Origin of the sequence: Leptospira tipperaryensis, assembly GCF_001729245.1 — a bacterium.
GTDB classification, from domain to species: domain Bacteria; phylum Spirochaetota; class Leptospiria; order Leptospirales; family Leptospiraceae; genus Leptospira; species Leptospira tipperaryensis.
On the sequence record NZ_CP015217.1, the window covers coordinates 3201572 to 3228383 of the forward strand.

General features: G+C 41.6%; 27 protein-coding genes. 12 read left to right on the plus strand and 15 right to left on the minus strand.

Annotated elements, in window-relative coordinates; translation table 11 throughout:
- Positions 1-418 precede the first annotated feature (418 nt).
- A complete protein-coding gene (locus A0128_RS14920) occupies positions 419-1105 on the minus strand; it encodes an Lcl C-terminal domain-containing protein (RefSeq protein WP_069608243.1) in 687 nt (228 codons plus the stop codon).
- 14 nt (positions 1106-1119) lie between these two features.
- The gene (locus tag A0128_RS14925) at positions 1120-1854 is read right to left on the minus strand and encodes an LIC_13076 family protein (RefSeq protein ID WP_069608244.1); all 735 of its coding nucleotides are present in this window, start codon (positions 1852-1854) and stop codon (positions 1120-1122) included.
- Positions 1855-2052: 198 nt separating this feature from the next.
- On the opposite strand from A0128_RS14925, the gene A0128_RS14930 reads away from it, so the two are divergent.
- From A0128_RS14930 to A0128_RS14945, 4 genes are all read left to right on the plus strand, one after another.
- Entirely contained in the window at positions 2053-3036 is a 984-nt protein-coding gene (locus A0128_RS14930) for a YheT family hydrolase (protein ID WP_069608245.1), read from the plus strand.
- Between the two features lie 151 nt (positions 3037-3187).
- Positions 3188-3679 (plus strand): DUF1564 family protein, encoded by a 492-nt coding sequence (locus A0128_RS22560; RefSeq protein WP_162274111.1) that lies wholly within the window; start codon positions 3188-3190, stop codon positions 3677-3679.
- 528 nt (positions 3680-4207) lie between these two features.
- Positions 4208-5419 carry an acetyl-CoA C-acetyltransferase gene (locus tag A0128_RS14940; RefSeq protein WP_069608247.1) on the plus strand — a complete coding sequence of 404 codons (1212 nt, stop codon included), beginning with the start codon at positions 4208-4210 and terminating at the stop codon, positions 5417-5419.
- Between the two features lie 219 nt (positions 5420-5638).
- Positions 5639-6559: a hypothetical protein gene (locus A0128_RS14945; protein ID WP_069608248.1), complete on the plus strand. Its 921-nt coding sequence runs from the start codon at positions 5639-5641 to the stop codon at positions 6557-6559.
- A 157-nt stretch (positions 6560-6716) separates the two neighbouring features.
- Here the strand turns inward: A0128_RS14945 and A0128_RS14950 are convergent, their stop codons facing one another.
- Positions 6717-7919 carry an acyltransferase family protein gene (locus A0128_RS14950; RefSeq protein ID WP_156781857.1) on the minus strand — a complete coding sequence of 401 codons (1203 nt, stop codon included), beginning with the start codon at positions 7917-7919 and terminating at the stop codon, positions 6717-6719.
- Between the two features lie 341 nt (positions 7920-8260).
- Positions 8261-9280, minus strand: a complete 1020-nt coding sequence (locus A0128_RS14960; RefSeq protein ID WP_069609325.1) for a DUF2804 domain-containing protein — start codon at positions 9278-9280, stop codon at positions 8261-8263.
- A gap of 126 nt (positions 9281-9406) precedes the next feature.
- Here A0128_RS14960 and A0128_RS14965 point away from each other — a divergent pair, with 126 nt between their 5' ends.
- A complete protein-coding gene (locus tag A0128_RS14965; protein ID WP_069608250.1) occupies positions 9407-10291 on the plus strand; it encodes an LIC_13029 family protein in 885 nt (294 codons plus the stop codon).
- 46 nt (positions 10292-10337) lie between these two features.
- Here the strand turns inward: A0128_RS14965 and A0128_RS14970 are convergent, their stop codons facing one another.
- Positions 10338-10928: a DUF6962 family protein gene (locus A0128_RS14970; protein ID WP_069609326.1), complete on the minus strand. Its 591-nt coding sequence runs from the start codon at positions 10926-10928 to the stop codon at positions 10338-10340.
- Between the two features lie 133 nt (positions 10929-11061).
- Between A0128_RS14970 and A0128_RS14975 the strand changes: the two genes are divergently transcribed.
- Positions 11062-11892 (plus strand): aldo/keto reductase, encoded by an 831-nt coding sequence (locus tag A0128_RS14975; RefSeq protein ID WP_069608251.1) that lies wholly within the window; start codon positions 11062-11064, stop codon positions 11890-11892.
- A gap of 115 nt (positions 11893-12007) precedes the next feature.
- Here the strand turns inward: A0128_RS14975 and truD are convergent, their stop codons facing one another.
- The gene (gene truD, locus A0128_RS14980) at positions 12008-13240 is read right to left on the minus strand and encodes a tRNA pseudouridine(13) synthase TruD (protein WP_156781858.1); all 1233 of its coding nucleotides are present in this window, start codon (positions 13238-13240) and stop codon (positions 12008-12010) included.
- A gap of 93 nt (positions 13241-13333) precedes the next feature.
- Between truD and A0128_RS14985 the strand changes: the two genes are divergently transcribed.
- Together A0128_RS14985 and A0128_RS14990 are read left to right on the plus strand one after the other, a co-directional pair.
- Positions 13334-13783, plus strand: a complete 450-nt coding sequence (locus A0128_RS14985) for a MarR family winged helix-turn-helix transcriptional regulator (protein ID WP_069609327.1) — start codon at positions 13334-13336, stop codon at positions 13781-13783.
- Between the two features lie 199 nt (positions 13784-13982).
- Positions 13983-14426, plus strand: a complete 444-nt coding sequence (locus A0128_RS14990) for a DoxX family protein (protein WP_069608253.1) — start codon at positions 13983-13985, stop codon at positions 14424-14426.
- Between the two features lie 77 nt (positions 14427-14503).
- Here the strand turns inward: A0128_RS14990 and A0128_RS14995 are convergent, their stop codons facing one another.
- Positions 14504-16207 carry a GMC family oxidoreductase gene (locus A0128_RS14995; protein WP_069608254.1) on the minus strand — a complete coding sequence of 568 codons (1704 nt, stop codon included), beginning with the start codon at positions 16205-16207 and terminating at the stop codon, positions 14504-14506.
- A gap of 105 nt (positions 16208-16312) precedes the next feature.
- Between A0128_RS14995 and A0128_RS15000 the strand changes: the two genes are divergently transcribed.
- On the plus strand, positions 16313-16591 hold the full coding sequence (locus tag A0128_RS15000; protein WP_069608255.1) for a GNAT family N-acetyltransferase: 279 nt from the start codon (positions 16313-16315) through the stop codon (positions 16589-16591).
- On the plus strand, positions 16588-16923 hold the full coding sequence (locus A0128_RS15005) for a VOC family protein (protein WP_069608256.1): 336 nt from the start codon (positions 16588-16590) through the stop codon (positions 16921-16923). The genes A0128_RS15000 and A0128_RS15005 overlap by 4 nt, the downstream gene beginning before the upstream one ends.
- On the opposite strand, the gene A0128_RS15010 is transcribed toward A0128_RS15005, so the two are convergent.
- The 4 genes from A0128_RS15010 to A0128_RS15025 all read right to left on the minus strand — a co-directional run bounded on the left by A0128_RS15010 (position 16920) and on the right by A0128_RS15025 (position 20343).
- Positions 16920-18158 carry a BaiN/RdsA family NAD(P)/FAD-dependent oxidoreductase gene (locus tag A0128_RS15010; RefSeq protein WP_069608257.1) on the minus strand — a complete coding sequence of 413 codons (1239 nt, stop codon included), beginning with the start codon at positions 18156-18158 and terminating at the stop codon, positions 16920-16922. The genes A0128_RS15005 and A0128_RS15010 overlap by 4 nt on opposite strands.
- 202 nt (positions 18159-18360) lie before the next feature.
- The gene (locus tag A0128_RS15015; RefSeq protein ID WP_069608258.1) at positions 18361-18789 is read right to left on the minus strand and encodes a DoxX family protein; all 429 of its coding nucleotides are present in this window, start codon (positions 18787-18789) and stop codon (positions 18361-18363) included.
- Positions 18790-18882: 93 nt separating this feature from the next.
- Positions 18883-19380, minus strand: coding sequence for an OmpA family protein (locus tag A0128_RS15020; RefSeq protein WP_069608259.1), 498 nt, complete (start codon positions 19378-19380; stop codon positions 18883-18885).
- 78 nt (positions 19381-19458) lie between these two features.
- A complete protein-coding gene (locus tag A0128_RS15025; protein ID WP_069608260.1) occupies positions 19459-20343 on the minus strand; it encodes a pirin family protein in 885 nt (294 codons plus the stop codon).
- 71 nt (positions 20344-20414) lie between these two features.
- Between A0128_RS15025 and A0128_RS22160 the strand changes: the two genes are divergently transcribed.
- Positions 20415-20885 (plus strand): LIC13081 family protein, encoded by a 471-nt coding sequence (locus A0128_RS22160; protein ID WP_069609328.1) that lies wholly within the window; start codon positions 20415-20417, stop codon positions 20883-20885.
- Between the two features lie 66 nt (positions 20886-20951).
- Complete coding sequence (locus tag A0128_RS15035) at positions 20952-22646, plus strand: GAF domain-containing hybrid sensor histidine kinase/response regulator (RefSeq protein WP_069608261.1); 1695 nt, start codon at positions 20952-20954, stop codon at positions 22644-22646.
- A gap of 40 nt (positions 22647-22686) precedes the next feature.
- On the opposite strand, the gene A0128_RS15040 is transcribed toward A0128_RS15035, so the two are convergent.
- Genes A0128_RS15040 through ilvB form a run of 4 tightly spaced genes read right to left on the minus strand, consistent with a single transcriptional unit; the run spans position 22687 to position 26619 of the window.
- Positions 22687-23286, minus strand: coding sequence for an anthranilate synthase component II (locus A0128_RS15040; RefSeq protein ID WP_069608262.1), 600 nt, complete (start codon positions 23284-23286; stop codon positions 22687-22689).
- A complete protein-coding gene (locus A0128_RS15045) occupies positions 23283-24665 on the minus strand; it encodes an anthranilate synthase component I family protein (protein ID WP_069608263.1) in 1383 nt (460 codons plus the stop codon). The genes A0128_RS15040 and A0128_RS15045 overlap by 4 nt, the downstream gene beginning before the upstream one ends.
- Positions 24583-24909: a hypothetical protein gene (locus tag A0128_RS22215; protein ID WP_083244142.1), complete on the minus strand. Its 327-nt coding sequence runs from the start codon at positions 24907-24909 to the stop codon at positions 24583-24585. The genes A0128_RS15045 and A0128_RS22215 overlap by 83 nt, the downstream gene beginning before the upstream one ends.
- A gap of 27 nt (positions 24910-24936) precedes the next feature.
- Positions 24937-26619: a biosynthetic-type acetolactate synthase large subunit gene (ilvB, locus tag A0128_RS15050; protein WP_069608264.1), complete on the minus strand. Its 1683-nt coding sequence runs from the start codon at positions 26617-26619 to the stop codon at positions 24937-24939.
- Between the last annotated feature and the right edge of the window lie 193 nt (positions 26620-26812).

Here is a 26812-nt window from a genome sequence, read left to right on the forward strand (position 1 = left end):
CTTTGTTTAAACGTTTTGTACATTTTCATTTCAGCTCTCAAAGCGAGAGCGTGCTGCTTCATTCGAAGCAACTTTTGTATTTTAGAATATTTTATTTTTCGAATGTATTGAGAAGAAAAGAATTCTCTTTGATTTGAAGGGTGATCTTTAAACGCAAAATCGGAGAATGAATTCGGATGGATCTGAAGAACGAGGAAAAGGCCGAGGAGAAAAGGAACGAAAGTGCGGGAACTCTTCGTTTTTTCGGGGGAGAACCTCGTGGCTCCGGAAACAGGTAAAGTATATTTTGTTTCCATTTTGGAAACATTTTTTGATTATAATGTTTCTTGTCAAATAAAAATACACTTAAGGACCGAAGATTTTACTTAAAAGTGAAGAGTTCCCGCAAAAACCCGCTTTCAAAGAAGACTTTCACCCATCAAAGGGCTTTCGAGACGCAACGAAGATAACCGGAAGAATTCTTACCGGCAGTCAGATTCGTCGCTCCGGAGCTAAAATTCACCTTCCAGGCAAAAGTCGCATTCGAGGGATCGCTCGTGCTGGACCAAAACTCAACCGGAGCACTCGTAGGAATTCCTGGGAACCAATCTTTTCGAATAGTAGGAACATCGAAACTGGCTCCACAGGTTTGGGTATCCGTAGAATTCTTCAAATCCGTCCCATTGGAACAAGAAACGAGCGACTTCAACTCCAAATGCGTGGGAACTCTCCAAACAGCCGTAATATTAGAAGAACTAAACCCCGCACAGGCATCAAAAGCTGGTCCCGAAGAAAGAACCCCACCCAACAAATTGCCGTTACACTGGTTATCCAAAGTCGAACAATAGATCGGAGCCACCGAAATCGTCGTGCAGGTATTTGTAGAAGAATCGAAAGTCTGTCCAAGGGTACAACGCATCCAGGAAAGACCGGTCTGAGGAAAAGAAATCACATCTCCTCGGATAATAGGAGCTCCTACAAAAAGCAAGAGAAGAGCCAAAGGGGAATCTTTCTCGTCTTCCGGGGAAACGGCATCTCGAAAATAAGGATTCAAATAACAAGAAGAATGAAAAAAAAGAAAAAGAGATAAAAGAATTCTAATGAATAGATTACGAAAATTGAACATAGAATGGAAGATCCTCAATCTTGAAAACGGACTTTCAAAACATCCGCCCGTTTAAATGTTCTTTCCTGACCTCTGGAGAACAATTTCACACCGTCTCCATCGATACGAGTCACCTTCCCTTTAACGATTTCACCGGATTTCAAAAAAAGAATGGAAAGATTTTTAGAATTTCTCATCTCTTTTTTCCAAGCGGATTCCACCTCTTCTTCTTTTTCCGAAATAAAACGTTCTTGAAATTCATCCTTCCATAACTTTTCATTTTGTTTTACGAACTCGTCCTTCCACTTTGCGTTTTCGACTTTGGGTTCCGTTCTTTCCGTCTGAACCGGAAGATTCTTATTCTGAACCGCTTCTCTCCCATCACAACTTTCCACTTCGATCGTCTTTCTCGTGATCGAGGCCGCGATTCCCAGAAGGACGCTCAATGCGCCATCCAACCAAGAAGTTTTAAGGGTTACTTTATAGTTCTGATTTGGATCGGGAAGAATCTCCGAAGACTCAAGACGATTGATTGGAAAAGAACCAAAAAGAAAATACCATTGGGTTTGTTTTAGGATCGGTTTACAAGATGGAGAATTTTGAACTTCCGAATTTTTTTTCGTTCCGTTCGGTGAACTCGCGAGATCGTCGCCTCGAACTCCGTTCAGAACTAAACTTTTACAGGAAAGAAAAAGGAAAAAAACTAAAATCAATAATCCAATTTTAGAATAGATCTGAGGAGAATGAAAACGTTCGAGTAGATTCTTCACTTTGTGATGAGCTCCGACTTTTAGGAATTAGACGCACTTCGTATCTTTTTTTAAGAGAGTTCTCAAGGCGACTTTTTTTCCTCGGAAATCCCCGATTTCGAATTCAAGTTATAATTCTAAAGAATCTTTAGAATGAATAATAGAATTTTATGATTTAAAAAGACTTTTCTGAATAATTCCTGAATAACAAATGTTCGTATGCTACAAAATCTCCAGACACGAAGATTCAATCCAAAAGGAATCTTAAAATATCCATTTATACAAACTGCGCTCGCATCTTTGGCATGGAACCTTCCCAAAGAAATGCCTTTTTTAGAAAATTCTCAGAAGCTAATTTTAGATGCGGGAAAAGGTGTTAAATTAGAAGGTTCTCTGAGTAAACAAAAGAATAGAAAAGCAAAAGGGCTTTTGATTCTTCTGCATGGTTGGGAAGGAAGTATCAATTCAACTTATATTCTGAGAACTTCCAATCATTTCTTTAATCAGGGTTACGATATTTTTCGACTCAACTATAGAGATCATGGAGATACGCATCATCTAAATCCCGCACCTTTCAATGGAAGTCTAATTGAGGAGACATATGAAGCGGTAAGAAAAGCCACGTTCTTTGCTGAGAAGAATGTCCCGGTTTTCATTACGGGATTTTCCTTAGGTGGAAATTTTACTCTTAGAATTGCCAGGGTTCATTCTCAATCGGCGAAAAAACTAAATCAACTGAAGCACTGCATCGCAATTTCTCCCGCGATTCATCCTAAAGATGCAACCGTTTTGATGGATAAGAGATTAATCATTGGTCGTTACTTTCTTAAGAAATGGAAACAATCGATCGAAAAAAAACAGATTCATTACCCGACTCTCGTTCCTTACGAGAAAATTCTTAAGGAAAAATCCGTGATGAAGATGACTGAGAAATTGATCGAATCTTCAGAGGATTTTCAGGATTTAGATCAATATTTTGGAACGTATACCTTAGGGGAGCGGGAACTCTCCGAGATTTTGACTCCGACGACGATCGTTACTTCTAAGGACGACCCAATTATTCGTGGTGAGACATTTCTCTCACTACATCCCAATCGAAATGTGCGTATTTCTATCCAAGATTTTGGTGGTCACAACGGTTTTCTCGAAGATTGGAAAGGTTCTTGTTGGTATTTTAAAGTTTTAGAGGAAGTTTTTTCGTAAGACGAGGAGTTTGTGGGAACTCCTTATCTTACTCTTTTGAGAACCAAACTTTAACGAATGAGAAAACAAAATGATCAAAAAAATATTTACTTTTTCTAAAAAAAAGATAAAAACCCGCTCTACTTGAAACGAAAAGATAACCGTAAGTGATGTGAGGGAAATTGAAAGTGTAGATAAAAACGCAACCATATCTTTATTAAGAGGCCCTAAGATTACCTGCAGCCTATTAATCCCCCAAGAATTGATGCAAAGACTATCACATTCCGAAAGAAAAAACATTGGAAAGAATATTCATTTTTTATTAAGAAGGTATGGAAAAACTCTAAAAAGAAGCCAGAGAATTAATCGGCGGGCACTGACAATCAAATATCAGAAGACTTGCAATTCTCTGATTAAAGTAAATTCAAGAATCTTACCGGAAGAATGGGCGACATTAAGTATATTAGCTTCCGCTCATGGAGTTTCAAGGTGTTTTCTCTATTGCATTCTCATACAAATATTCTTATCCGACCGCTCCAAGAGTTATCCCAAAATAAATCCGTATTTCAAACCTCTCGCACTTGGATCTTTTATTTGGTCTATTGATCTAAAGACAAAAACTATTCGTAGAATCCTATATCAAAAAAATCTAACCCTTTCCTGAAAACCTTTCTTAAAACTTAGAATTTTCTCTCCTCTGTAATTTTATATTCTGATTTGAAACGTTCTTTGATCTTTGGATTAGAAAAATTTTTCTCTGCTCTAATTTTCCAACTAAGAAAACATTTCACGTCGAAAGAATTCCTTTCCTATGAATATATAAACCTCTTTTGATTCCTATTTTGAAATAGAATTTGCTTCTAAGAACTTTTCTTAGAAGAGTTCCCGCAAAATCCATCTTTCACGACCAAACCCGCCGCAGGGATGCGAAGGGCTTGGTCCCTTCGGACCGAGCGGGACTCCGCGAGCCCGTAGCAAGCCCGACCCTCCTGCGGAAAACTCCGAATAGCGTTCATTACCGTAAAATTCGCAGGAGGGTGCGGCCCAAACCTCCCCTTTTAGTGCGAGAGTTCCCGCGCAAAAAGAATTGCAAACTCCTCCCCATCCCCAAAATAGAAACTGGAACACTCAAATTCACTAAACAGTTGTTCAATTCAACCGAAAAGGTGTGAATTCACAACGAGGTAAAAAAATGTCAAACGCCTATGTAATCGATGCAGTTCGAACACCCAGAGGAAAAGGGAAAAAAAGAGGAACTCTTGCTTCCATTCACCCTCAAGAACTTTCCGCCGCGACCTTAATTGCTATTCAAGAAAGAAACGGAATCAAACCGGAAATCGTAGAAGAAGTCGTAATGGGATGTGTATCCCAAGTTGATGATCAAGCTGCGTGTATCGCGCGTTATGCGGTCATGGCTGCGCTCTGGCCTAATTCGGTCCCTGGTTATACTGTGAACCGTTTCTGTGGCTCCGGTCTCCAAGCCGTAAACAACGCTGCCAATCACGTTCAATCCGGTTCCATGCAAGTGGCGTTAGGCGGCGGAGTTGAATCCATGTCCCGAGTGAAGATGGGAGCGGATATGGGCGGAAGAGATTTCAATGTAGGAAATCCTAATATTCAAAAACACTATAACTTAGTGCCTCAAGGAATTTCTGCGGACCTCATCGCAACGAAGTTTGGAATCTCTCGCGAAGAAGCCGACCGCTTCGCAGAATCTTCTCAAATCAAAGCGGAAAATGCGATCAAATCCGGCTATTTCAAAAAATCAATCATTCCGGTAAAAACCGAAGACGGCACGATCGTAGATAGCGACGAGAACCCTCGTATCGAATCCACTTTCGAGTGGCTCTCCGAACTCGGTCCAGTTTTTAAAACGATCGGTGAGAAAGAGTTAGACGCAATCGCTCTGAAATCTTATCCAGAAATTTCTAAAATCAATCATATCCACACTCTCGGAAACTCTTCCGGAATCGTAGACGGAGCCGCTTCGGTTCTTCTTGCTTCCGATGAAGGAATCAAAAAATACGGACTGAAACCTCGTGCTCGTATCGTATCTATGGCTTCTACAGGCGAAGATCCGACGATCATGCTCACCGGGCCTGTTTCGGCTTCCAAAAAGGCTCTCGCAATGGCGGGGCTCAAACCGGAAGATATCGACATCTGGGAAATCAACGAGGCCTTCGCTTCCGTCGTTCTCTACACTCAAAAAACTCTCGGAATTCCTTCCGAAAAGATCAACGTCAACGGCGGCGCGATCGCACTCGGCCACCCTCTTGGTGCAACCGGCGCGATTCTTCTCGGAACTGCGTTAGACGAACTTGAAAGAAGACAACAACGTTATGCGCTCATGACTCTCTGTATCGGCGGCGGTATGGGTATCGCAACGATCATAGAAAGAATCTAACAACGATTAAACCCCGGGTGGATTTTTTCCACTTCGGGGTTCTTATCTCCCTCCTCTGCAGTTCGTTCCCATTTCTTAGTATTTCATTCAAAATTTTTTTGACAAATTCCTTCTTTTTTTTCCAAAAAAGAGGCAAGAATTTCCTACTACCAGGTTATAAATTCAGAAAGAAAAAGCTTCCATCGGATTCAAAATTTTTGGAAGCGTGGAACGAAAACGATGGAAGATATCACATTAGCGCAAATCATCCTGGATAAAATTAAGAAAGAAAACGAGAATCATCAGTTACCGACTAACACGGATTTGTTCTACCATTTCCGTTCGACTCTCAATCTTTCCGAAAAGAAAATATCAAAGATTCTCAACTTTCTCAAAGACTCGAATTGTATCTTTGTTCTCAACCTCAAAAAACAAAATCCGAACTTTTCAGTTCCCGGCCTCGACGCTTACGTAGTCTCGGATTCATTTCTCATCGACGTGCTCTTTTCGAAATACCAGAAAAATCTGGAACTTCAATACAACGCGATGTATCACAAATCTCTCGGTTATCAACAGATTCTTGCTAAGGTTTTGGATGAAATAGCTACGATTCAAAATCAAACCGTTCTGGAACTTTTCTCCTTTTGTATCGTCTTAGAAGACATCAAAAAATTGATGAAAGCGGATCCGGAACGTTATGTGGAATCCAATCGTCTTTCCACTCTCAAGGATATGATTCGAGACGCGGAAATCCCTCTTTCTTTTAATCCGGAAAGAAATCATTCTACGGTGGAACCGGTTTCTATATCTACGATCTTCGAACCGGAAATGAACGCCGAGGAAACGTCTGCCCTCGATTCTAAACCTAAGGCAAAATCGAAATGGGAGCTCATGGCTGAACTCTATTCTGTTCCGTTTCTCTTGAGAATTCACTTTAGAAAAAAAGAATATGCGATTATTCAGCAACTTCTTCTTTCTTCCAAAATCAAAACTCCTGACGATCTGAAGATGGTGGCCGTAAACTGTTCCAACCTTCTTTCTAAAAGTTCTCTGGAATCAAAGTTGAGATTGGAATTGAACAACCTTCGCAATCTCGCGATGAAAAAGTTACTGGAAGAAGTTAAATCCCCTATCTTTGACGATCTGGAATTGGTCATCTAAGAATTCTTTCTCAAAAAGGTTGGAATTTATCTTTCCAACCTTTCTTCCCTTCTCTCATTAGAATCTAACGATTCTCAGTTCAAAAGTTTTCTCTTCCTTTGTCTTAAAATCATTCAAAATGAAATTTAGAATTTAGATCTTTGTGATAGATAAAAATTCAGACCTTGAGATAGATCTTTTTCTTATCAAGAAGGCTCAGAATTCCCCACCAGAGAAAAAGTTGTATCAGCGCATAGCTCAGAGAGGCGTTATAAGAATTGAAGACCAGATGCAACTGCGAATAAAAGAACGTCTTCATAGAGATTGTCTTTCCATTGTCCCCGGAAATCATCCAGAGATTAAAGGTCCGAGCAACCAACCCGGAAGCCGCGAAAACAAGAATCGCATTCTTCCCAAAAACAAGAAAGGGTTGGAAGATCGTTTCTAAAGAAATCTTCTGAAACCCCTCTTTCTGAATCCACGATTCCAACGTTTCAAAAACTCCAACGCATAGAAAAGCCAAACCTCCGGTATAAACCGCGTAACTTCCAGTCCAGAGGCTCTTATTCATCGGAAGAGATTGATCCCAGAAGATCCCACCTAACGTAAGTAAGGCCCCTGTCCCAAAAAGGATCAAAATTCTTCTTAACCGATTTACTTCGCTTAACAAAAGTCTTCCGCAGATCATTCCGATCAATGCACTCGCTACGGCGGCGACACTGCTAAAAAAACCTTCAGGATCCCAGGTTTTCGAAAATTTCCAGAGATGTTTTTCTCCAAGAAGAATCCGATCCAACCAAGCTCCAATATCCTTCCCTTCTTCCAGAGAAATCGAAAGTGCTTCGGGCACTTTTATCGTTGTTAGAATCCAAGTATGAAAAAATAAAATAAACATCAAAAAAAGAAAAATACTTCCATCCGGAATTTTTTTCCGCCAAGAAGAATCGTTTTTATTTCCATCGACATTCGTCTTAGGAATTAAAAATAAATAGAACGAGGACGCGATAAAATATACGAACGCGATTCTTTGCAGAACTCCCGGAACTCTTAAATTCTCCAGAGACCATTCTCCAAAAAAATTGAGAAAGAGTCCGATCCCAAAGAGGATCCAACTTCGTTTTAGAATTTGAATCCAAATTCTTCCTTTAGAAATTTCTTTTTTAGAATCGAATGCGATCGAAATCGAGGCCCCCACTGCAAAAAGAAAAAAAGGAAATACCAAATCGGTCGGCGTACATCCGTTCCATTTTGCGTGTTTTAAAGGCGCGTATATAAAGGACCAAGAACCGGGATTGTTTACTAAAATCATTCCCGCAACGGTCATTCCCCGAAAAAGATCCAAGGACAATATTCTTTTCTTTTTAACTTCTGATTTTTCCAAAACGACGCGACCTTTTTGATTCTTAGAAAGAATTTCGGATTTATCTATATTATATTTTTCTACTATAATATTCGAATCGGATTTTAAGAAAGGATTTTGAATATATAATCGAGCCGGATCTTCTCACCGCTTTCGAGTACGGCAAATTCTTCCCGATTCATGGAAACCAGATCGAGAATTCTCACGTTTTCCATTTTTCGGGGCGAAGATTCCGGGTTTTCGGAAACTTCAAAAGAAATCTTACGTTTTCTTATGACAAGTTCCTCCAACCTATCGTAAAAATCACAGGAAACCGGAACATATACATTCATAAATTATAATATTCTCTTTCTAAAAGAATTCTACCAGAGAGATCGATGAAATTCCGTAAATCCGTAAACGTCTCGAAACGAAACTTCCTTCCCTTTTGCCGGTTTAAACCTTCCCGAAAATTTTCCCACAAATTGTCTAAAATACAATTTGGAAAAAATTAGATTCATCTTATCCTTTCTTTCCCCCTCGGGAACAAAATCCAATTCGACCAATCCTTCTTCGTCGTAGATCTTCCAAGGTTTATAAGGATCCTTTTGAGAAAAATCGAAGATCAACCGCGGAACTCTCTGTCTTTCGTGATTGATCCAATATGCGTTTTCGGAAAAAAAAGATTCGTTTACCAATGCCGCAAAGTTGGCTCCGATCGTCGTCTTATCGGGAAGAATCGAACTAAAAGCCGCCCAATACCAATTGGTTTCCCTTCTTAGATATCCTCCGGACCAATCGTAGAGAACTGTGACTTTTTTCGGATCAAAGACGAGAGGTCGATCTTGAAAAGAAAGCTCGAGCGAACTCGGAGTCAAAGGAGAACATTTCTCAGTAAACGTCCAATGCGTCGGTTCGGAAGGATTCAAAACTCTCAATGGAGAATGAGTTTTTAAACCGTAGTCGGCGGAAAATTTAAAGCGAAGTTTCTTACCGAGAAAAGCGTCGACGAGAAGTTTCCCTTTCGCGTGCGACTTCTCGATGGAAAGAAAAGAAGATCCCTTCTTAAACTGAATTTTATATTCGTCGGGGTTTGCCGGAAATTCCAAAGAAGTCCCGAGATCCAATCCTTTCGTATCGAACTCATAGAGAATCCCGTCTTTATAGTGATACAAATAAGCGAATACGTTATACACGTAACCCAAGCTTACTGTGGCAAAGCCGATTAAGAATTCTTCCGTTATAATTCCAATGTAATTGAATCTTTTAAAAGCAAAACGCTTCTTAAAACCGCTGATCTCTTTTCCAAAAAAATCCAGCAGTTGAAATTCCTTATAATTGAATTCAACGGGGCCATCGAAAACGCCATAATTGACTTTATTTTCGGAACCGATTATTTTCATCTCGATCGGGTAAGTTATGGAAGAAGCATTAAAAAGCAATGTAAATATAAGTCCTTCGGCAATTTCGCTTTACTTTTCCTTTTTTATGATCAGCATTGGCATACCAATTGTTCCAAAAAGAAGCCCATGGCAGAAGCGCAAAGCCAGAATCCTCCAAAGTCTACGAATCTTGACGAATCCGATCTTAAGATTCTAAAATCGAAAAAAACATCTCGTGAACTTTCGGTTCTCCTCTATCGAGTCCTTTATAGAACGGACGAGGTTAGACAAGGCGCCGTCAAAGTTCTCAAAGAAACGTTTTTAAGAACCCATACAAATCATCCGGAACTCTTTCCTATTTTGGATCGAACGAAGTTTACAAAAGATATGATGAATCTTTATAAAACTTCTACCACTCTGTCTCCTGATAAGTTGGAAGCATTCTTTAGCGGAATTCACGCTTCTTTTCAAAACGAGATCCGTTATTTCGTCGGGAAGTCCACGCAGTTTTCTTTTGATATCATCTTTCTCGTAATCGAAACGATTTTGAACGAAATGAATCTTCCCGAAAACGAAAGAAGCGTCAACATGAAGGATCGGGAAAATATTCTTAAAAATTTTAAGGCTTATAACGATCTTTCCAAAATCTTTAATAAGATCGGAAACACAAAAGTAGTCATCGATAAAAAGGACGAGATCATCACCGAAATCTCGATTCTTCACAAGGACATCACCATCACTTCGATAGAAAGTATGTTCCGGCATATCCTGGCCCAACTCCTCCTTTCCAAAAAATACAACTGCGGAAATTTAATAGAGAAATGGGCTCAAGAATACGGAATGGAAGAGAACGCTTCTTCTATGAAACGTGTGATCGTGGAGGCGACTCCGCTTACGGAGTTCAGAGTTCAATTTACGAACGCGGTAAAAATTTTAAAAGACGACAACGAACTGGATCTAATGTTTCTGAGAACCCTCGCAAACTACTACGCGTCCTGGGTGACTCAGGTTTCGGAACAAATTCCTTCGTAATCTTAGAATATTCTAAATTCAGAATATTCTAAGATTTTAAGAATGTTCAGCTCAGTCTTTTTATAGAAACTCCGAGAGAATAAACCGCTACTGAAAGAACGATGTGAAAAATATCCACGTTCAAAATCGGTCCTCTCGATCCGGTCGTTCCGATTACAATTCCCGCGAGAATAAAAAGGATCGCCCCTAAAATTCCGTAAAGCGCGGGAACTTTTGTCGCTCCCGAATTTTTTCGGATACAAGCAAAGATCGCAATCGCCATCGCAAGACCGCCCAACGCGGTGGAAAGAAGAGGAATCACCAAAACGTACGTGAAGACGATATAAACCAGAAGAAGAACTCCCGCGATCGGATATAAAAGATTCTTTTCTAATTTCTGAACTCCAAGATGATAAAACCCGGTTCCAATCAAAGGAACCCCTACAAATCCCGCGAGTCCCACCATAAAACGATAGACCGGATCCAAGAAAGTGATTCCGAGAAAATGAATGGTTCCCAAGCCTGCGGGAATTCCTATCAAAAGAAAACCGAGAAAGCCTGCGGACTTAGAGTAAGAGGTTGATTTTTTCAGCTGAAGAGCCGTAAAAATGGAAACGATACAGAGAATAAAATCTGAAAATACTGTACTCAGTTGCATGGTGGATGATAGTTTGTAACGAAATGAAATTTGCAATTCTTTCCTCGATATAAATTAAAAAAAGATTCCCTTTCTATTCGGATTCCAACTCTATAAAAGAATCACCAACGTCAAAGTATCATAGGAATTTTATATGGCACAAAAAGCTCTCACTCAATCCGCAACTCTCAACAATGGAATTACAATGCCTATCTTTGGACTCGGAGTCTGGAAAACAAACTCCGGAAAAGAATGCACCGAAGCCGTTCTTGCTGCCTTGGAAGCGGGTTATAGACATATCGATACCGCTAAGATCTATTCAAACGAAGAAGACGTCGGAAAGGCGATCCGTGAAAGTGGAATTCCAAGAAATGAAATTTTTATTACTACTAAGTTATGGAACGCGGATCAGGGAACTGAAAAAACGAGAAAGGCTTTGGAACAGAGTTTGGAAAAACTCGGTATCGACCAAGTAGATCTCTACCTCATTCACTTCCCGGTTACTTCTCGAAGATTGGATTCTTGGAAAGAATTGGAAAAAGCCTATCACGATAAACTCTGCCGCGCGATCGGAGTCAGTAATTATATGATTCCTCACTTAACTGAATTGTTAAACGAATCGAATATAACTCCTTCGGTAAACCAGGTCGAGTTTCATCCTTTCTTAAATCAGATCGAACTTTTTGAATATTGTAAGAAACATAAAATTCAACTCGAAGCCTATAGCCCGCTCGCTCACGGACAAAAAATCGACGATCCGAAAATTGGAGCCATCGCCGAAAAATACGGAAAAACACCCGCTCAGATTTTAATCCGCTGGTCGATCGAGCAAAACATTGTGGTCATTCCTAAATCCACAAAAAAAGAAAGGATCATAGAAAACGCAAACGTGTTTGATTTTAAAATTTCAGAAGAAGATATGAATACGTTAAACGTATTGGATGAGAATTTCAGGACGTGTTGGGATCCTTCGGAAGTCGCCTGATTCAAACTAAAAAGACGATTGATTATACATTCGAGAATAGATCGGGGTTTGCGGGTTTTCGATTATACAAAGTCGATTACGTCGAGAGACATCGACTTTCGTTTTTAAAAGTATATCACACGTCGGCTCTTAGCATCAATCGTTTGACAAGCATTGTCGCATAACATCCGGAAGGAAGTCGAAAGGAAATTTTCACCTTTTTTCTTTCCGAATTCAGATCGTCCGATTCAAATTCTTCCCAGACAAAATTCTCAGGAACGACTCTTAGATTTCTTTCAAAAGAATTCATCTTCATTTTCGGGAAAGGAGATTTTTTGAAAACGGATTCTTCCAAGGAAAGACGGGAAAGAGCGGATCTCAGAAAGCCTATTTCTTTTTTAGAATATTCTAATGTTATAATTCCAGGGGCGCCTGGAACTTGAAGATTGTAATCCGAAGGTATTGTTTGAATCAGAGAATCCTCCGGAAAAAACAAGGGACCGGACTTTGTCTTGATCCAAACTCCTGAAGAAGAATCGGACCCAAGAAGTTCGGAAACGAATTCATTCCAAACAAGAGATTGTAGGGAAGAAAGAAGCATCAGCAATTCTTCTTCCGGAAAAAGAGAAATCAATTCGATGTAAGTTCTTGACGTAACGTTTTTTTCTTTTTTTAAGAGAGAGAAGATCCGACTTTCTAACTTCGTTCCCGAAAGCTTCTCACATGCGCTCCAATTTCCCCAAAGCGTCTGGAGTTCTTTCTTTCGATCCCGAGCTTGTTTTTTTTCACCTGGAAAAGGATCCGTCAGAAGAAGTTTTAAACAGGTTTCCGGATATCCTTGTAGAAAAGGAAATATGGGAAGTCGGAACTCCGGATGAAAACGACTAAAACGTTGAGAATCGTAGTAGTTGATAAATCCGGATCCGGAAATCTTCTCAAAATTTTTCCGAATCGCATCCTCTTCTTTCTCGATAAGATTTCTGAGCGTCAAAACAAAACGATTTCCGGCGTTCGCTTCCGGACTCAGGGGCCTTTCGCTGTGACCGATTTTTTCGAGATGTAAAGCCTGGCTCAAATCCTTCGGCACTCGAAGAACTTGCTCGGCGCTGATATGTTGTGTCGTCGTCGCGTGTCGGTCCTTCTTCCCCGCATAACCGATTTCGGAAAGAGAAACGCGGGATTCTTTTGCAATCCTTTGGAGCGCGTCGAGGGTATTCCAACCCGATTTTTTGAGTCGGAAGATCGTCCATTTCCCGGATTCTTTCAACCATTCGGGTTTAAGAATCTCTTCTACTTGGAAGTCTTCGGGGTTTTGTTTGAGTTCATAGACCAAAAACCCGCTAAAAGGATGCGTTGACACGATTTCCAGAATGTGGGAACTCCCCCACCGAACAATCTCGAAAAGAAAAAACTCATTGCCGATTTTTCCTGTCTAACAAATAATAGTTCAAGTTTAAAGTATATGGGAACCCATTTCAAAGGAAACAAACGAGAGAAAGCGGTATTGGATGCTTTTATTAAGCTAAGCCGTTGTTCCGACTCGATCCGTCAATTGGAAGACAAGGTTTTTACGAGATACGGTCTTACGACCGGACAGTTTGGGTGTTTGGAAACCCTGCACCACCTAGGCCCCATGTGCCAGAAGGAAATCGGACAAAAGATCTTTTCCTGCGAAGGAAATATTACGCAGATCATTGATAACCTGGAAAAGAGAAAACTCGTCCAAAGGGTGAGAAGCGAAGAGGATCGTCGTTATATCATCATCCATCTAACCCCGGAAGGAAGTGAGATTGTCCAAAAAGCATTTCCCGATCTTCTTCAAAATCTACTTCAAAAATTTGATCCACTCACTGAGGACCGACTTCTCGATTTAGGCGACACTCTGAAAGAAGTAGGATTGAAAACCGTATGATCTCTTTTTTTAACCCATACACTTTAAACATAGATTATTTACTATCAAAATACCTAACCCCCTCTTTGGGAGTTCCCACATTCATTTAAGAATCCGATGATACCTTTAACCATGCAATACTCATATACTTTATGTTCAAATCATTTAGCATCAAAGATTAGCTAACTATAAACTTGGAATCATTTTAGGAGGAAATACAATGCTTCAAAAATTTTTTAAAACAGATTCGGATTTAGGATCTCTCATTCTCAGAGTGGTTGCCGGCGTGGTCTTGTTCCCGCACGGAGCGCAAAAGATTTTAGGTTGGTTCGGGGGTTACGGCTTCACAGGGACCATGGGATATTTAGTCGGAATTGGAATTCCTACACCGATTGCATTTCTCGTAATCATCGGAGAATTTTTCGGCGCCCTCGGTTTGATCTTCGGTTTCCTTACAAGGCTTTCAGCTCTTGGAATCGGAATCGTCATGCTTGGAGCGGTTTATGTCCACATACCGAATGGATTCTTTGTAAACTGGGCTGGAAATCAACAAGGAGAAGGATACGAGTTTCATCTTCTTGTCATCGGAATCTCCTTAGTTCTTTTTATCAAAGGCGCAGGAAAAGCTTCCATAGATTCTTTGATCGGAAAAAAACTCGATTAAAACTGGATTTTCTTTCGGATACCGTGGACGTTCATCCACGGTTTTCCGGAGAGAAATATATTAGAATCTTCTAATGATTATTTTTTCTTGGATTTTAGAACCGACTTTTTCTTAGCTGGAAGAATTTTTGTTTTTCCGAGAAGGCCGACGATTCCCCATTTCTTTTCAAATTTAAAACTGAGAATTTCTTTTTCTTTTAAAGGAACAAAAGACATCGCCCTTTCGGAAAGCGCAGTGATCGTCAAACTTGGGTTTACTCCTAAATTCGCTGGAATCATAGAGCCGTCACAGATCATCAAATTTTGATAACCGAATACTCGATTCTTAAGATCCACTACTCCTTCTTCGGGAGTTTCTGCGATACTACATCCGCCCAATATATGCGCGGTCGCAGGGATATCGAGTAACGCTTCGTTGATACTGCTTCTTGCAACTCCGTTTGTAATTTTTGCGAGCCTCCTAGCGAACTCATTCGCGATAGGAATGTAAGTCGGAATTTTTTCTCCCGTCTCTTGAGTGGAAGAAAGCGATTTTTGAAACGGCCATATCCATCTTCTCTTCCGAATAATTTCAATGCTGTTGTCCACGGTCTGCATCACCAAAAGAATGATCGTCCTTCTCGCAAAACCGATTGGATTCAACAAGCTGATACTGTTTACGGGATGTTTAAGAACCTCGATCAAAAATCGAAGTTGTCTCGGAATACTTCCTCCTCCATCCACGATCACTCCGGCTGCAAGACCATTCATCGCATCGGACCCGTCCGAATATCTCACCGGCTCGATGTGCGTGTGTTCGTCCGGAAAAACGCTCGATGTGATCGCGACTCCGTGAGAAAGATCCGCCTTCTTATCCTTTAGAGTCACTCCGATCAAGGACTCGCTATTGGTTCGAACGATATGTCCCAGACGTTTGGAAAGTTTAGGAAGAATTCCTTCTTCTTTCATTTTTAATAAAAGTCCCAAGGTCCCCAGAACTCCGGCGGAAAGAACAACACCTTTGGTTTTATAAGTCCGTCTCGGAGATCCAAAAAGAGAAGTAGTTCTTTCTGTATGAAGCTCGTAACCTTCGGATCCATCTGCGCTCAACGGAATCAACCGGTTTACTTTTGTTTCCGGTAAGATGACGGTTCCCGCTTTCTCTGCAAAGTAAAGATAATTTTTATCCAGAGTATTCTTAGCGTTGTATCTGCAACCGACCATACAACCGCCGCAGTCGTTGCAAGAATTTCTTTCCGGTCCTTCTCCGCCAAAAAAAGGATCAACCCCGCTTTTACCGAAGTGAACACCGACCGGAGTTTTGATAAACGAACTCTCGATGCCGAAAGTCTTTGCAGTTTCCTGCATATAATTGTCCGAGGCCCAGGTTCTTGGATTTTCGACAACGCCTAACATCTTCTTTGCGAGTTCATAAAAAGGAAGAATGGTTTTTTTTCCTCCCATTTTATGAACCACATCCTTCTTCCAGAAAGGTTCAGGCGGAACATACAATGTGTTTGCGTAGACGAGACTTCCTCCGCCTACTCCGGCTCCGCTGAGAACCATCACGTCGTTTAAGAAGTTGATTCTTTGAATTCCGAAGCAGAAGAGTTTCGGGAACCAGAGAAACTTTCGCAGATTCCAGTTCGTTTTAGGAAATTCAGAACTATTCCAGCGTTTTCCGGATTCTATAACGGCGACTTTATATCCTTTTTGCGAAAGTCGAAGCGCGGAAACACTCCCTCCAAATCCGGAGCCTATGACGATATAATCAAAATCATAAAATATTTCTTTCATTTGCATTCCTGCGAGAGTTTTCAGTGGCTTAGAATTTTTGGAATCTCACAAATGGAAAGTCAAAATTCGTTTTCTCTTGATTAATTCCTTTCTCCTTCTTAGAGTTGAAGAATGAGTTCTGAAATCATTCACTCCGAAGAAGAGTTAAAGTTTTATACGATTTTTGACGGGATTGAATCCCATCTTTTTTACAGAGATCAAGGCGATGTCTGGGATTTGATTTCGACATACGTCCCTTCCGAACTCAGAGGCAAAGGAATCGCCGCCGATCTCGTTAAAACGACATTGGATAAAGCGCGTTCTCTAAACAAAAAGATCATTCCGAGTTGTTCTTACGTAGTCACGTTTTTGGAAAGACATCCGAACTATCAGGATCTCGTCGCAAGATGATCCATCACATTGCGATCGGTACTCTGAACGTAAAAACTCTTTCCGATTTTTACGAGACTCTTCCCGGACTCAAAAGAATTCAGGAGCACTGGAACGAGGACAAAACCCTTCGTTCGGTTTGGTTCCAAGCGGGGGAAATTCTTTTGATGTTGGAATCGGATTCGATCGTAAAAGCTCCCAAAGCTCTGATTTTTTCCGCGGCAAGTTTAGAACCTTCTACGATCAACGGTCTTCCGAAATGGATTCAAGAAACGGAATATACAAAATACTTCCGTGATTTGGACGGGAATTTAATCGGATATTCTTCGTATCCGAATCCTTGGCCTTTTTAAAACGATGAAAGAATTCCTTGAGCGGCGATATAAGAAGTCGTCCAGGCGTTTTGAAAATTAAACCCTCCGGTGACTCCGTCCACATCCAAAACTTCGCCTGCGAAGTAGATTCCCGGTACGACCTTACTTTCCATCGTTTTGAAGTTCACTTCCTTTCTACTGACTCCGCCGCAAGTGACAAACTCGTCTTTAAATTCGCCCTTCCCCAAAATCTGAAATCTTCCGTCGGTCAGCTCTTCGGTTAACAAATGCAAATCTTTCGAAGACAGTCCCGACCAAGTTTTCGAAGCGCCAATAGCATGAATTTCTAATATTCTTTCCCAATATCTTCTTGGAATTCCCAAAACGGGAGTATTGACTATAAGTTTTGCGGGATGAAGTTCTTTTTCTTTTTCGATTTTTTTCCGGACCTCTTCCTTCTTCATCCCCGGAAGCAGATTGACTCTTAGAGTCGTATTGTATTCTTTTTCGAACAATTCTCTCGCGCCCTTGGCTGAAAGCTTTAAGATCGCGGGACCGCTCAATCCCCAGTGAGTGATTAACAAAGGACCGATCTGGGAATAACCGAAGTCCATGAGAGAACATTCAGTTTTTTCAAAGGCAAGTCCGGAAAGATCGGTAATTTTTGGATCGGAAATTTTAAACGTGAACAAGGAAGGAACAGGATCCAAGATCGTATGTCCCATCGTCTGCAACCAATTCCACGCCTTTCTCCCCGATCCCGTAGCAAAAAGAATTTTATCAAATTCTAATATTTCTCCGGACTTCAATTTGATTTCAAATTTAGAATTCTCGTTCGGAGTTACGGAGTGAATTTCCATTTCGGTCTTGAGATTGACTCCGACCTTTTTTGCTTCTTGAAAGAGGGCCTGCAAAATCGTCTCGGAAGAATCCGTAATCGGAAACATTCTTCCATCGGGTTCCGTTTTTAAAAGTACACCCCTTTCCTCGTACCAACGAATCGTATCCTTCGGCCCGAAGGTTTCAAAGGCCCAGCGAAGTTCCCTTTCTCCCCTCGGATAGTTCTTACTCATGAGTTCCGGATCAAGACAATGGTGAGTAACGTTACATCTTCCGCCGCCAGAGATTCTCACCTTGGAAAGAAATTGTTTTCCTTTTTCGAGAAGCGTAACTGAACAATTTTTTTCGGTCGCGATTTGAATCGCTCCAAAAAAACCGGCGGCGCCTCCGCCAATCACGGCGACTTTCACAGGTTGTGTGGATTTGGAATTCATAATTGGAATGATCTTTTCGAATTTATGGAAATAGGTTCCGGTTTTCCATACAAAAGAGCGCTACCGTTTTTGCACTCGGTATTTCATTCCGCGAGTTAGATTGGAAATCCTTATCGGCTAAAAGAATCAGCGTGTAGAGTTCCGAAAGATTAAGCGACAAGATAGAATGGAGACTTCCGCCCCCAATCTATCGTTCGAGTGTTTATACGCTTTTGTGGGTTTCGATATAATAATCGGCCGAAATTCTCCCCGAGCCGTAGAGTGAAAAGTGAAAGAGCAAAAGAAGAATCATCGCGGCGTAAGGTAAATTCGAACCGGGCGCCATAAATCCTTCCTTCCCGTGAATAAACAAAACGGCTCCTATCAAAACCGGAACTTGAAGTATAGCCGCAAAACGAGTCAACAATCCGGACAGAAGAAGAATCCCGCCGCAGATATGAGCGATTACAATGTAATGAGCGAGTAACGCAGACGCCATTGGCGCGTTATTCATCTCCATCAAACGAATCAACCCATCCGTATTCGATAGGAACTCAAGACCTTTGTATATCAAGACTCCCCCCAGATAGATCCGCAAGAAGTCCACCAACCAATCCCGATGTTCTTGAAGCCATTGGTTCCAGCGATCCATAGCTCACCTCCAGATTTTTAGGTTTAAAATTTATCATACCCCTTTCCAAAACTTTTGCAAGGTAAGAATCGTTTAAAAACGTTAAAACGGAGTTTATAGGATCAACTTCCAATCGGCTCTTCTGGCTCTTTCAGCCCCGATCGAACGAGGTTCGACTCCCATTCCTTGGATTTGAATCGACGCGGCGGGAAGCTCCCATTTTCTACATAAGTAACTTTGAATCTTTTTGGCCCTTTCAAAAGAGAGCCTTCGATTGGTCGCCGGGTTTCCAAAACGATCCGTCCAACCGCTGATCTGCAGATTCCAATTCGTTCTTTCTTTTAAGCTCTTTCCTAAAAAATCCAAGGACGCAAAGAACTCGGATTCGATTTCGGAAGAGCCGGCACCAAAGTAGACGGAACCGTGTTGAACGGGAATCGACGTTTCTTGTATGATAACTTTTGCAGGAAGGGATCGATTCTCATTCTTCCCGGTTCGAATAGAAATCTTACCGGAAGGAGTTCGAAAAAAAATGAATCCGTAGATTGCGGCGGCCAAAATCAAACTCGGAATCAACCAAAACCAAAAAGAATTCGGAAAAAGAAAGTCCATACCTAAAAATCTCCGCGACCGGAATGAAACGTTTCTTTTTCCATGCTGCTTCTAAATTCTATATTAGAATAGAATTTTTTACGAATGAATCGCTCCCATCTTTCCGGCCTGAAAGTCGTTAAAGGCTTGGTAGATTTCGTCCTGAGTATTCATCACAAATGGACCATATCTTGCTACGGGTTCTTCCACCGGCTCCCCACCGATCAAAAGAAACTCCCAACCGTTCGGAGCATTTTCAGGAAGAGAAAATCGTACGTCACCTTTGCCTCTTTCAAACCAAACCATGTCCCCTTCTTTTACGGGCTTTTCACCTTCTTCGGTATGCAGAACTCCGTCTCCTGAAAAAGGATAAGCGAACACGTTGTAATTCTCCGGAACCGGAATCGTGATATCGGCGCCGGGTAGAAGATGAAGATGATAATATAGAATCGGAATTTTAGTTTCTATGACTGCTTTGGTTCCGAGAACTTCGCCTGCGATCACTCGGATTTTCGTTTTATGATCGGGAGATTCTACTTCCGGAATTTTTTCAGAAGGTGTGTCTTGATAACGCGGATTGCTCATCTTCTGAGAAGAAGGAAGATTTACCCAGAGTTGAAAACCGTGCATCCAACCTCCATTCTTCTGAAACTCGTCTGACGGCAGTTCCGAATGAACCAAACCGGAACCCGCGGTCATCCACTGAACGTCGCCCGCCTTCAATTTTCCATAATTTCCCCAAGAATCTCGGTGTTCCATTTCTCCAGTCAATAAATAAGTGACCGTTTCAAACCCTCTGTGCGGATGTTCGGGCGCGCCAATTGCTTTTCCCGGTTGGTATTCTACGGGTCCCATCTCGTCTAATAACAGAAACGGATCCAGCTGAATTAAATCTTGAACTGGGAAAGGTCTTCTTACGGGAAATCCTCCTCCTTCCATAGTCTTCAGCGAAGGCCGAACTGTTTTAACTTTTCTTAGATTCATAAATCGAACTCTCCTTTGTATCTCTGGTCACGGTGCAATTTCTTACTCTTACGGATGTATTGGATTCTACCATGATAACAACTACTGTAACTTTTTTAGTTTCATATTCTTTAGACGATTCTTTCCGCTTTGTGGCTGATTTTAGAAACCTAACACGCTGGGGTGATCGAATTTCGGAAGTACATCCGATTTCATTCCAGAACGGAAATCTGCCTATCTACGAATTACTCTATTCTTTCGGGCCTATCAAACTCAAGGCAAATTATGCGGCAAAAGAATGGATTCCGAATTCAAGAATGATCATGGAGACGAGCAATGCTTTTGTAGATCTTCGCGATATCTATACGTTTCAAAATTCCAATCAGGGAACAAAAATAACGTTTACAAATCATTTAAAACTCAAATTCCCTTACAGCGTTGGAGAATCGTTTTTAGATTCGGGCATTCGTGGTAGAATCTGTCGAGAAATGAGGCAACTTCAGAACTGTTTGTATCAAAGTGGTTCCGAATCTCCAAAACACTTTCAAGTGATTCGAATTTAAGAATCAGTTCGAAATTAATCTTGCTTTAATTTATTTTTTATAAAGAATATGATCGGTCTTAATTGAGTGAATTTTCCAGGAAAACAACTAACGCCCGTTCCAGAAGACGAAGAGGCTCGCATCAAAGCCTTACAATCCTATCAAATATTAGATACCGTCCCCGAAGAAAAATTCGACTCCCTGGCTCGGCTCGCCGCTTACATATGCAATTCTTCGATCGCGCTTATATCTCTTATCGACACCAATCGACAATGGTTCAAAGCAAAAGTCGGATTGGAAGACGGTCAAACACCCAGAAATATTTCTTTTTGTCAGTATGCAATTCTTCATGACGAACTTTTCGAAGTAGAAGACGCGTTAGACGATGATCGATTTAGAAACAACCCTTTGGTTCTCGGCCCACCCTTCATTCGTTTTTATGCGGGAGCCCCTCTCAAATCTCCCGAAGGTTTTAATATCGGAACTCTTTGTGTCATCGATTCAAAATCGAAAAAGCTCGACGCAAAACAAAAGAACATTCTAAAGGTTTTGTCCAACCAGGTTGTCGCCAATCTGGAATTGATTAAGAAGAATAGGGAACTCAATCTCCTACGTTCGAAAGAGGAAGAACTACAAAGTTCCAAGAGTCAGTTTTTTGCGAACATGAGTCACGAGATCCGAACTCCGGTTCACGGAATTTTAGGAGTTACCGATCTTTTGGCTGAAACCGAATTATTAACCGAACAAAAAGACTACGTGAAAACAATCCGCAAAAGTGGGAGCCTCCTTCTTAACCTTTTGAACGATATTTTAGATTTTTCTAAATTAGAATCCGGTCATATGAAGATCGAAAACATCGCATTCGATCTCATCGAATTGTTAAGAGAAGTCTTCTCCTTGTTTGAAATGGACGCAAGAACCAAAAATATAGAATTCAAACTAGAGAGCGGCGGAGTCAACTCTCTCATAGTTAGAACCGACCCCAATCGTCTCAAACAAATCCTAGTCAATCTGATCTCAAACGCGTTCAAGTTTACCGAAAAGGGAAGTGTCATCCTAGAAATTACAACTCGACCCGCATCCGACCAGCGCGCAGAGATCGAAATCAGAGTCAAAGATACCGGAATCGGAATTCCGGAATTAAAGCTGCGGGAACTTTTTCAAGCTTATACGCAGGCTGACACTTCCGTTTCCAGAAAATACGGAGGAACCGGACTTGGACTCGCCATCAGTAAGAATCTCGGCGATATGATGAATTTAAAACTCACTGCGAAGAGCGTCATGAATCGCGGAAGCGTCTTTGAAATTTCCGGTCAACTCGCTTTGGCGGAGCGATCGGAGATACACATCGAACCACAACGACCGATATTTCACTTGAGCGACAACTTGTCTCCAAATCTGAAAATCTTAGTCGCAGAAGACAATGAGATCAATCAGATGCTCATCAAAAGAGTTTTGGAAAAATTGGGTTATACGCCGACGATCGTTTCCAACGGCATCGAAGCTCTGCACCATATCGAAATGTTGGGGGCTGACGTTTTGTTTTTGGACATACAGATGCCGGAGCTAAGCGGAATCGACACCGCAAAAATTTTGACTCAACATACCAATCAATCCATAAGGCCTTATATCATCGCAATTACGGCTAACGCGAATCAGTCGGATCGAGAAGCGTGTTTGGCGGCGGGAATGGATCATTATATAAGCAAACCGTTTCAAAAAGAGGAGATCGCAATTCTTCTCAACGAATACATTCTTTCAAAAAGCAAAAATCATTCTTAAAATTTAGTGTAGAAAACCGGGATTGCTCCCGGCCTTTTCGTCACTTCAGAAAATTTCCTACGATCTTCCTTCCTTCTTCCGTCGCAAAGGATTCTGGATGAAACTGAACCCCTTCGATTGGAAGAATCTTGTGTCTCACTCCCATCAAAACTGAAACTTCTCCTTCGACCTTTGCCGTAATTTCAAGACATCCCGGTAAGGATTCATACACTCCTTCCAAAGAGTGATAGCGCATAACGCGGATATTTTTGGAGATCCCCGAAAAAATTCCCATTTGATCGTGGGTAATTGAAGACGTCTTACCGTGATACGGAATTTTTGATCTGCGAAGACTTCCGCCGAAGGAAGTGATGATCCCCTGCATTCCGAGACAAACCCCAAAAATTTTGATATAAGGATTTCGAAGTCTCAAAATCGATTCCGAAACCCCGAAGTATTCGGGATCTTCGGGATGCCCGGGACCGGGCGAGAGAAGAATATGAGTCGGATTGACCGCGAGAACGTCGTTCAAATCGACTTCGTCTTGTCTAAAGATCGAAAGCTTAAAGTCTCGAGAATCCGAACTCAAACTTTCTTCCAAAAGATGGACGAGATTGTATGTAAAAGAATCGTAATGATCGATAACCACGCAGTTTTTCATATAAAAAATTCCTCCATGGATCTTTTTACAGCCTTTAACTTATTTAGAATTTCTTGATATTCTAAATCTTCAATCGAGTCCAAGACGATTCCGGACGCCGCCCTCGAATAAGCAAACGAACCGTTTCTAAAAAGACTTCGAATCAAAATGCAGAATTGAGAACTTCCGTCCAAGGAAAAATATCCGAGAACTCCTCCATACGCTCCTCTTTCGTCCCCTTCCGTTTTGCGGATCCACTTGATCGATTCCACCTTCGGAGCTCCCGTCAGAGTTCCCGCGGGAAAAACGGAAACAAGACCGGAAAATGAATTCTCTTTCTCCTTTAAAATTCCAGCGACTTCACTCGTGATATGTTGAACGTGTGTGAATTTAAGAATTTCAAATTCCTTTTTCATTCTTACAGTTCCGATTTCGCAAACTCTGCTTAGATCGTTTCTGTGAAGGTCGATCAGCATCGCATGTTCCGCGAGTTCCTTTTCGTCGTTTAACAATTTCCGTGTAAGAGCTTTGTCCTCCGCCGGTGTTTTCCCCCTCGGATACGTTCCCGCAAGCGGATAGGTTTCGACGACCCGATCACGATGGGAAAACAACAATTCAGGACTGGAGCCGACCGTTTCCAATTCTTCATCCTTATAAAAGAAAAGATAGGGAGAAGGATTGTTTCTTTTAAGAGATTGATAGATCGGAACTAAACTTCCTTCGATCTCGAATTTTTCTTCAAACCCGATCTGACACTGAAACGTATTCCCGGCTAATATCTCTTCCCGAGTCTTTTTGAACATATTAGAATATTCTTCTTTTGTTTTAGAATATCCCAAAGAACCGATCTTTGTCTTTTCCGTCGTTTCGTCCTTCGTATCGAGCAAACTTTTCAACTCTGAAAAACGGTTTTCGGAGTAATAAAAATATTCGGCTTCTCCCGTGAGATGATCCAGAACTACTCCGTCCAGATATAAACCGAATGAACATAGGGGATATCCGTCCCTAAGTTTTAAGTTTGTGACGGGTTCGAAAAGAGAAGTCGCGTCGTAGCTCAAAAAACCGACCAAACCGCCGAGATACTTCTTCGCGTTTTTTTTAATCGGAAAAAAATCTTTGAGAGTTTCGTAAGGATTTTTTGTAGGATGGATTTGTCCGTTTAGGACGAGTTTGCCCGGATATCCGCGAAATTGAAAGGAAGGAGAAAAGCCGAAAATCGAATAACGGTAATTATCCGGATATCCCGGATGACTTTCCAAAAGAAAACACCCGGAATACTTTTTTGTTAAACGAAGTAGGAAATCGTCGATTCCTTCTTCATGCAGTGGAAACGGTAAGCTCGCCGGTTTGTCGGGAAGCGCGTTTAGATATTGTTTCAGATTCTGGATCTGATTCGACATAGTGGACTCCTGTTAATTCCGGAATTGTCCGGAACAAGTTCAGAATTTTCTCCGGTTGCCCGGTATGGATTGTGATGATAATATCCTGAGTGTTGTTTTCAATGTTGCGCCAAAGGCGCCAGTCCTTCCAGTTGATGGATTTGCGGGACAAAATTCCGATCAGGCGAAGAATCGAAGCCGGACCTTCTTCCGAAGCGATATAAAACGAAAAATTTTTGTTCTCTTGTGGGTCGAATGAAATCATTTTTGTGTTCTCCTATATTCTAAAATCTCAATGTATCATTTCTCGATTTGCTTTTCCCGGCGGAACCATCGGAAGTACGTGTAACTCCGGGGAAACCTGCAAAACTATAAACGAAGGCCCTTTTTGCTTTAGGACTTCGCTTAACAATTCCGAAGCGGACGATTCTTCTTTGAGCTCGTAGGAAGGAATCCCAAAAGAAGATGCAATTTTCGTAAAATTCGTAGGCATCACGAACTTCGAAGCCGAAAATCTTGAAGAAAAAAACAATTCCTGTTGTTGTCTTACTAGACCGAGATGTCCGTTATTCATCAAAAGAATCGTAACGTCTAAATTCAATTCTCTGAGAGTATCCAATTCTTGAATGTTCATAAGAATCGATCCGTCACCCGAAACACAAACGATCCTTTTTCCGGGAGAAACCAACGCGGCCCCGATCGCCGCCGGAAGACCGAATCCCATCGTGCCCAAACCACCCGAGGTCAAAAGACTTCCTTGTGTCTGAAAAGAATAATACTGAGCGACCCACATCTGATGCTGACCTACGTCCGTGGTAACGATGGCCTTATCCCCCAATATTTCTGAAACTTTACGTAGTACCGAAAACGGGTGAAGCGTATCTTTTTCACCGGGAAGAGGAAGACCGTATAAAACTTTTAGAGTCGCAATCCGGTCCTTCCATTCTTCCAAAGCCGAGATTTGATAAGGGATATCGATTTCCAAGACCTGTCTCAGAAAATCTTCCACTTCATGTTTCAAAGAAAGATTCGGATTTTTTAATTTACCGATTTCGGTCGCATCGATATCGATATGAATGATCTTTGCGTTCGGACAAAACTCGCTTACCTTTCCGGTAGCCCGATCGTCAAAACGAACTCCGAGCGCAATCAAAAGATCGGCTTCTTCTAACGCCATGTTCGTAGCTCTCGATCCGTGCATTCCGAGCATTCCTAAAAACAACGGGTTGCGATCGTCGCAAATCCCCAAACCCATCAGAGTGGAAACTACCGGAAAATTAAGACGTTCCTGAAGAATCCGAAATAAGTCGGAAGACAACGGACGATTCAAACCTCCGCCGATATAAAAGATCGGCTTTGTGGAAGCGGCTATCATCTCCCTAAGGCGTTCGATCCAAGTCGGCTCCACTTTGATAGTAATTTCATTTTTTTGAATATTCCAAAATTTAGATTCTTTATCTTCGTTCCACTCGATTTTTCGGGAGGCTACGTCTTTCGGAACATCGATCCAAACCGGTCCGGGTCGTCCTTCCGTCGAAGTAATCCAAGCCTGAGGGAGAATTTTGATAAGATCTTCCGTCCGTTTCACGAGATAACTTCGTTTGGTAATGGGGATGGAAAGACTGAGAGTGTCGATTTCCTGAAAAGCGTCGGTGCCGATCAAAGAAACGGAAACCTGACCGGTAATCGCAATCAGAGGAACCGAATCCATCTTTGCATCGGCAATTGCAGTGATTAGATTTGTCACTCCGGGCCCGGAAGAAGCCATACAAACCGCCGGTTTTCCGCTCGCTCTCGCCATCCCTCCCGCGATAAAGCCGGCGCCTTGTTCGTGTTTGGCGAGAATATGGCGGACCTTACTTCCGTGTAACGCGTCATAGATGGGAAGACTTGCTCCTCCGGGAATTCCGGTCACGATTTCAACGCCGGCGTATTCTAAAAATCGAACGATCAATTCTGCTCCGCTTAATTCCATCTTTTGATCCTTATAAAAAATATTTTCAACGAACCATTCATCGACTCAGGAACTACCTTAAAATAAAAAAGCCTCCCCCGGCTTTACACCGGAGGAGGCTTTTCTTAGGATTGCGCCTGAAAGAAATCTCTACAGCGTAAAGCGAGGTCCCGGTGGCCAGACGACCACCACAAGCACGAGCCACACCATGACG

Coding starts and splice junctions, on each gene's coding strand:
- A0128_RS14995 (WP_069608254.1), bottom strand. CDS start 16,207: ATGCAAATGAAAGAAATATTTTATGATTTTGATTATATCGTCATAGGC.
- A0128_RS14990 (WP_069608253.1), top strand. CDS start 13,983: ATGCTTCAAAAATTTTTTAAAACAGATTCGGATTTAGGATCTCTCATT.
- A0128_RS14940 (WP_069608247.1), top strand. CDS start 4,208: ATGTCAAACGCCTATGTAATCGATGCAGTTCGAACACCCAGAGGAAAA.
- A0128_RS14930 (WP_069608245.1), top strand. CDS start 2,053: ATGCTACAAAATCTCCAGACACGAAGATTCAATCCAAAAGGAATCTTA.
- A0128_RS14965 (WP_069608250.1), top strand. CDS start 9,407: ATGGCAGAAGCGCAAAGCCAGAATCCTCCAAAGTCTACGAATCTTGAC.
- A0128_RS15020 (WP_069608259.1), bottom strand. CDS start 19,380: ATGGACTTTCTTTTTCCGAATTCTTTTTGGTTTTGGTTGATTCCGAGT.
- A0128_RS15040 (WP_069608262.1), bottom strand. CDS start 23,286: ATGAAAAACTGCGTGGTTATCGATCATTACGATTCTTTTACATACAAT.
- A0128_RS14975 (WP_069608251.1), top strand. CDS start 11,062: ATGGCACAAAAAGCTCTCACTCAATCCGCAACTCTCAACAATGGAATT.
- A0128_RS14985 (WP_069609327.1), top strand. CDS start 13,334: ATGGGAACCCATTTCAAAGGAAACAAACGAGAGAAAGCGGTATTGGAT.
- A0128_RS15000 (WP_069608255.1), top strand. CDS start 16,313: ATGAGTTCTGAAATCATTCACTCCGAAGAAGAGTTAAAGTTTTATACG.
- A0128_RS14945 (WP_069608248.1), top strand. CDS start 5,639: ATGGAAGATATCACATTAGCGCAAATCATCCTGGATAAAATTAAGAAA.
- A0128_RS14960 (WP_069609325.1), bottom strand. CDS start 9,280: ATGAAAATAATCGGTTCCGAAAATAAAGTCAATTATGGCGTTTTCGAT.
- A0128_RS15005 (WP_069608256.1), top strand. CDS start 16,588: ATGATCCATCACATTGCGATCGGTACTCTGAACGTAAAAACTCTTTCC.
- A0128_RS22215 (WP_083244142.1), bottom strand. CDS start 24,909: ATGATTTCATTCGACCCACAAGAGAACAAAAATTTTTCGTTTTATATC.
- A0128_RS14920 (WP_069608243.1), bottom strand. CDS start 1,105: ATGTTCAATTTTCGTAATCTATTCATTAGAATTCTTTTATCTCTTTTT.
- A0128_RS15010 (WP_069608257.1), bottom strand. CDS start 18,158: ATGAATTCCAAATCCACACAACCTGTGAAAGTCGCCGTGATTGGCGGA.
- A0128_RS15045 (WP_069608263.1), bottom strand. CDS start 24,665: ATGTCGAATCAGATCCAGAATCTGAAACAATATCTAAACGCGCTTCCC.
- A0128_RS14970 (WP_069609326.1), bottom strand. CDS start 10,928: ATGCAACTGAGTACAGTATTTTCAGATTTTATTCTCTGTATCGTTTCC.
- A0128_RS15025 (WP_069608260.1), bottom strand. CDS start 20,343: ATGAATCTAAGAAAAGTTAAAACAGTTCGGCCTTCGCTGAAGACTATG.
- A0128_RS22160 (WP_069609328.1), top strand. CDS start 20,415: ATGATAACAACTACTGTAACTTTTTTAGTTTCATATTCTTTAGACGAT.
- ilvB (WP_069608264.1), bottom strand. CDS start 26,619: ATGGAATTAAGCGGAGCAGAATTGATCGTTCGATTTTTAGAATACGCC.
- A0128_RS15015 (WP_069608258.1), bottom strand. CDS start 18,789: ATGGATCGCTGGAACCAATGGCTTCAAGAACATCGGGATTGGTTGGTG.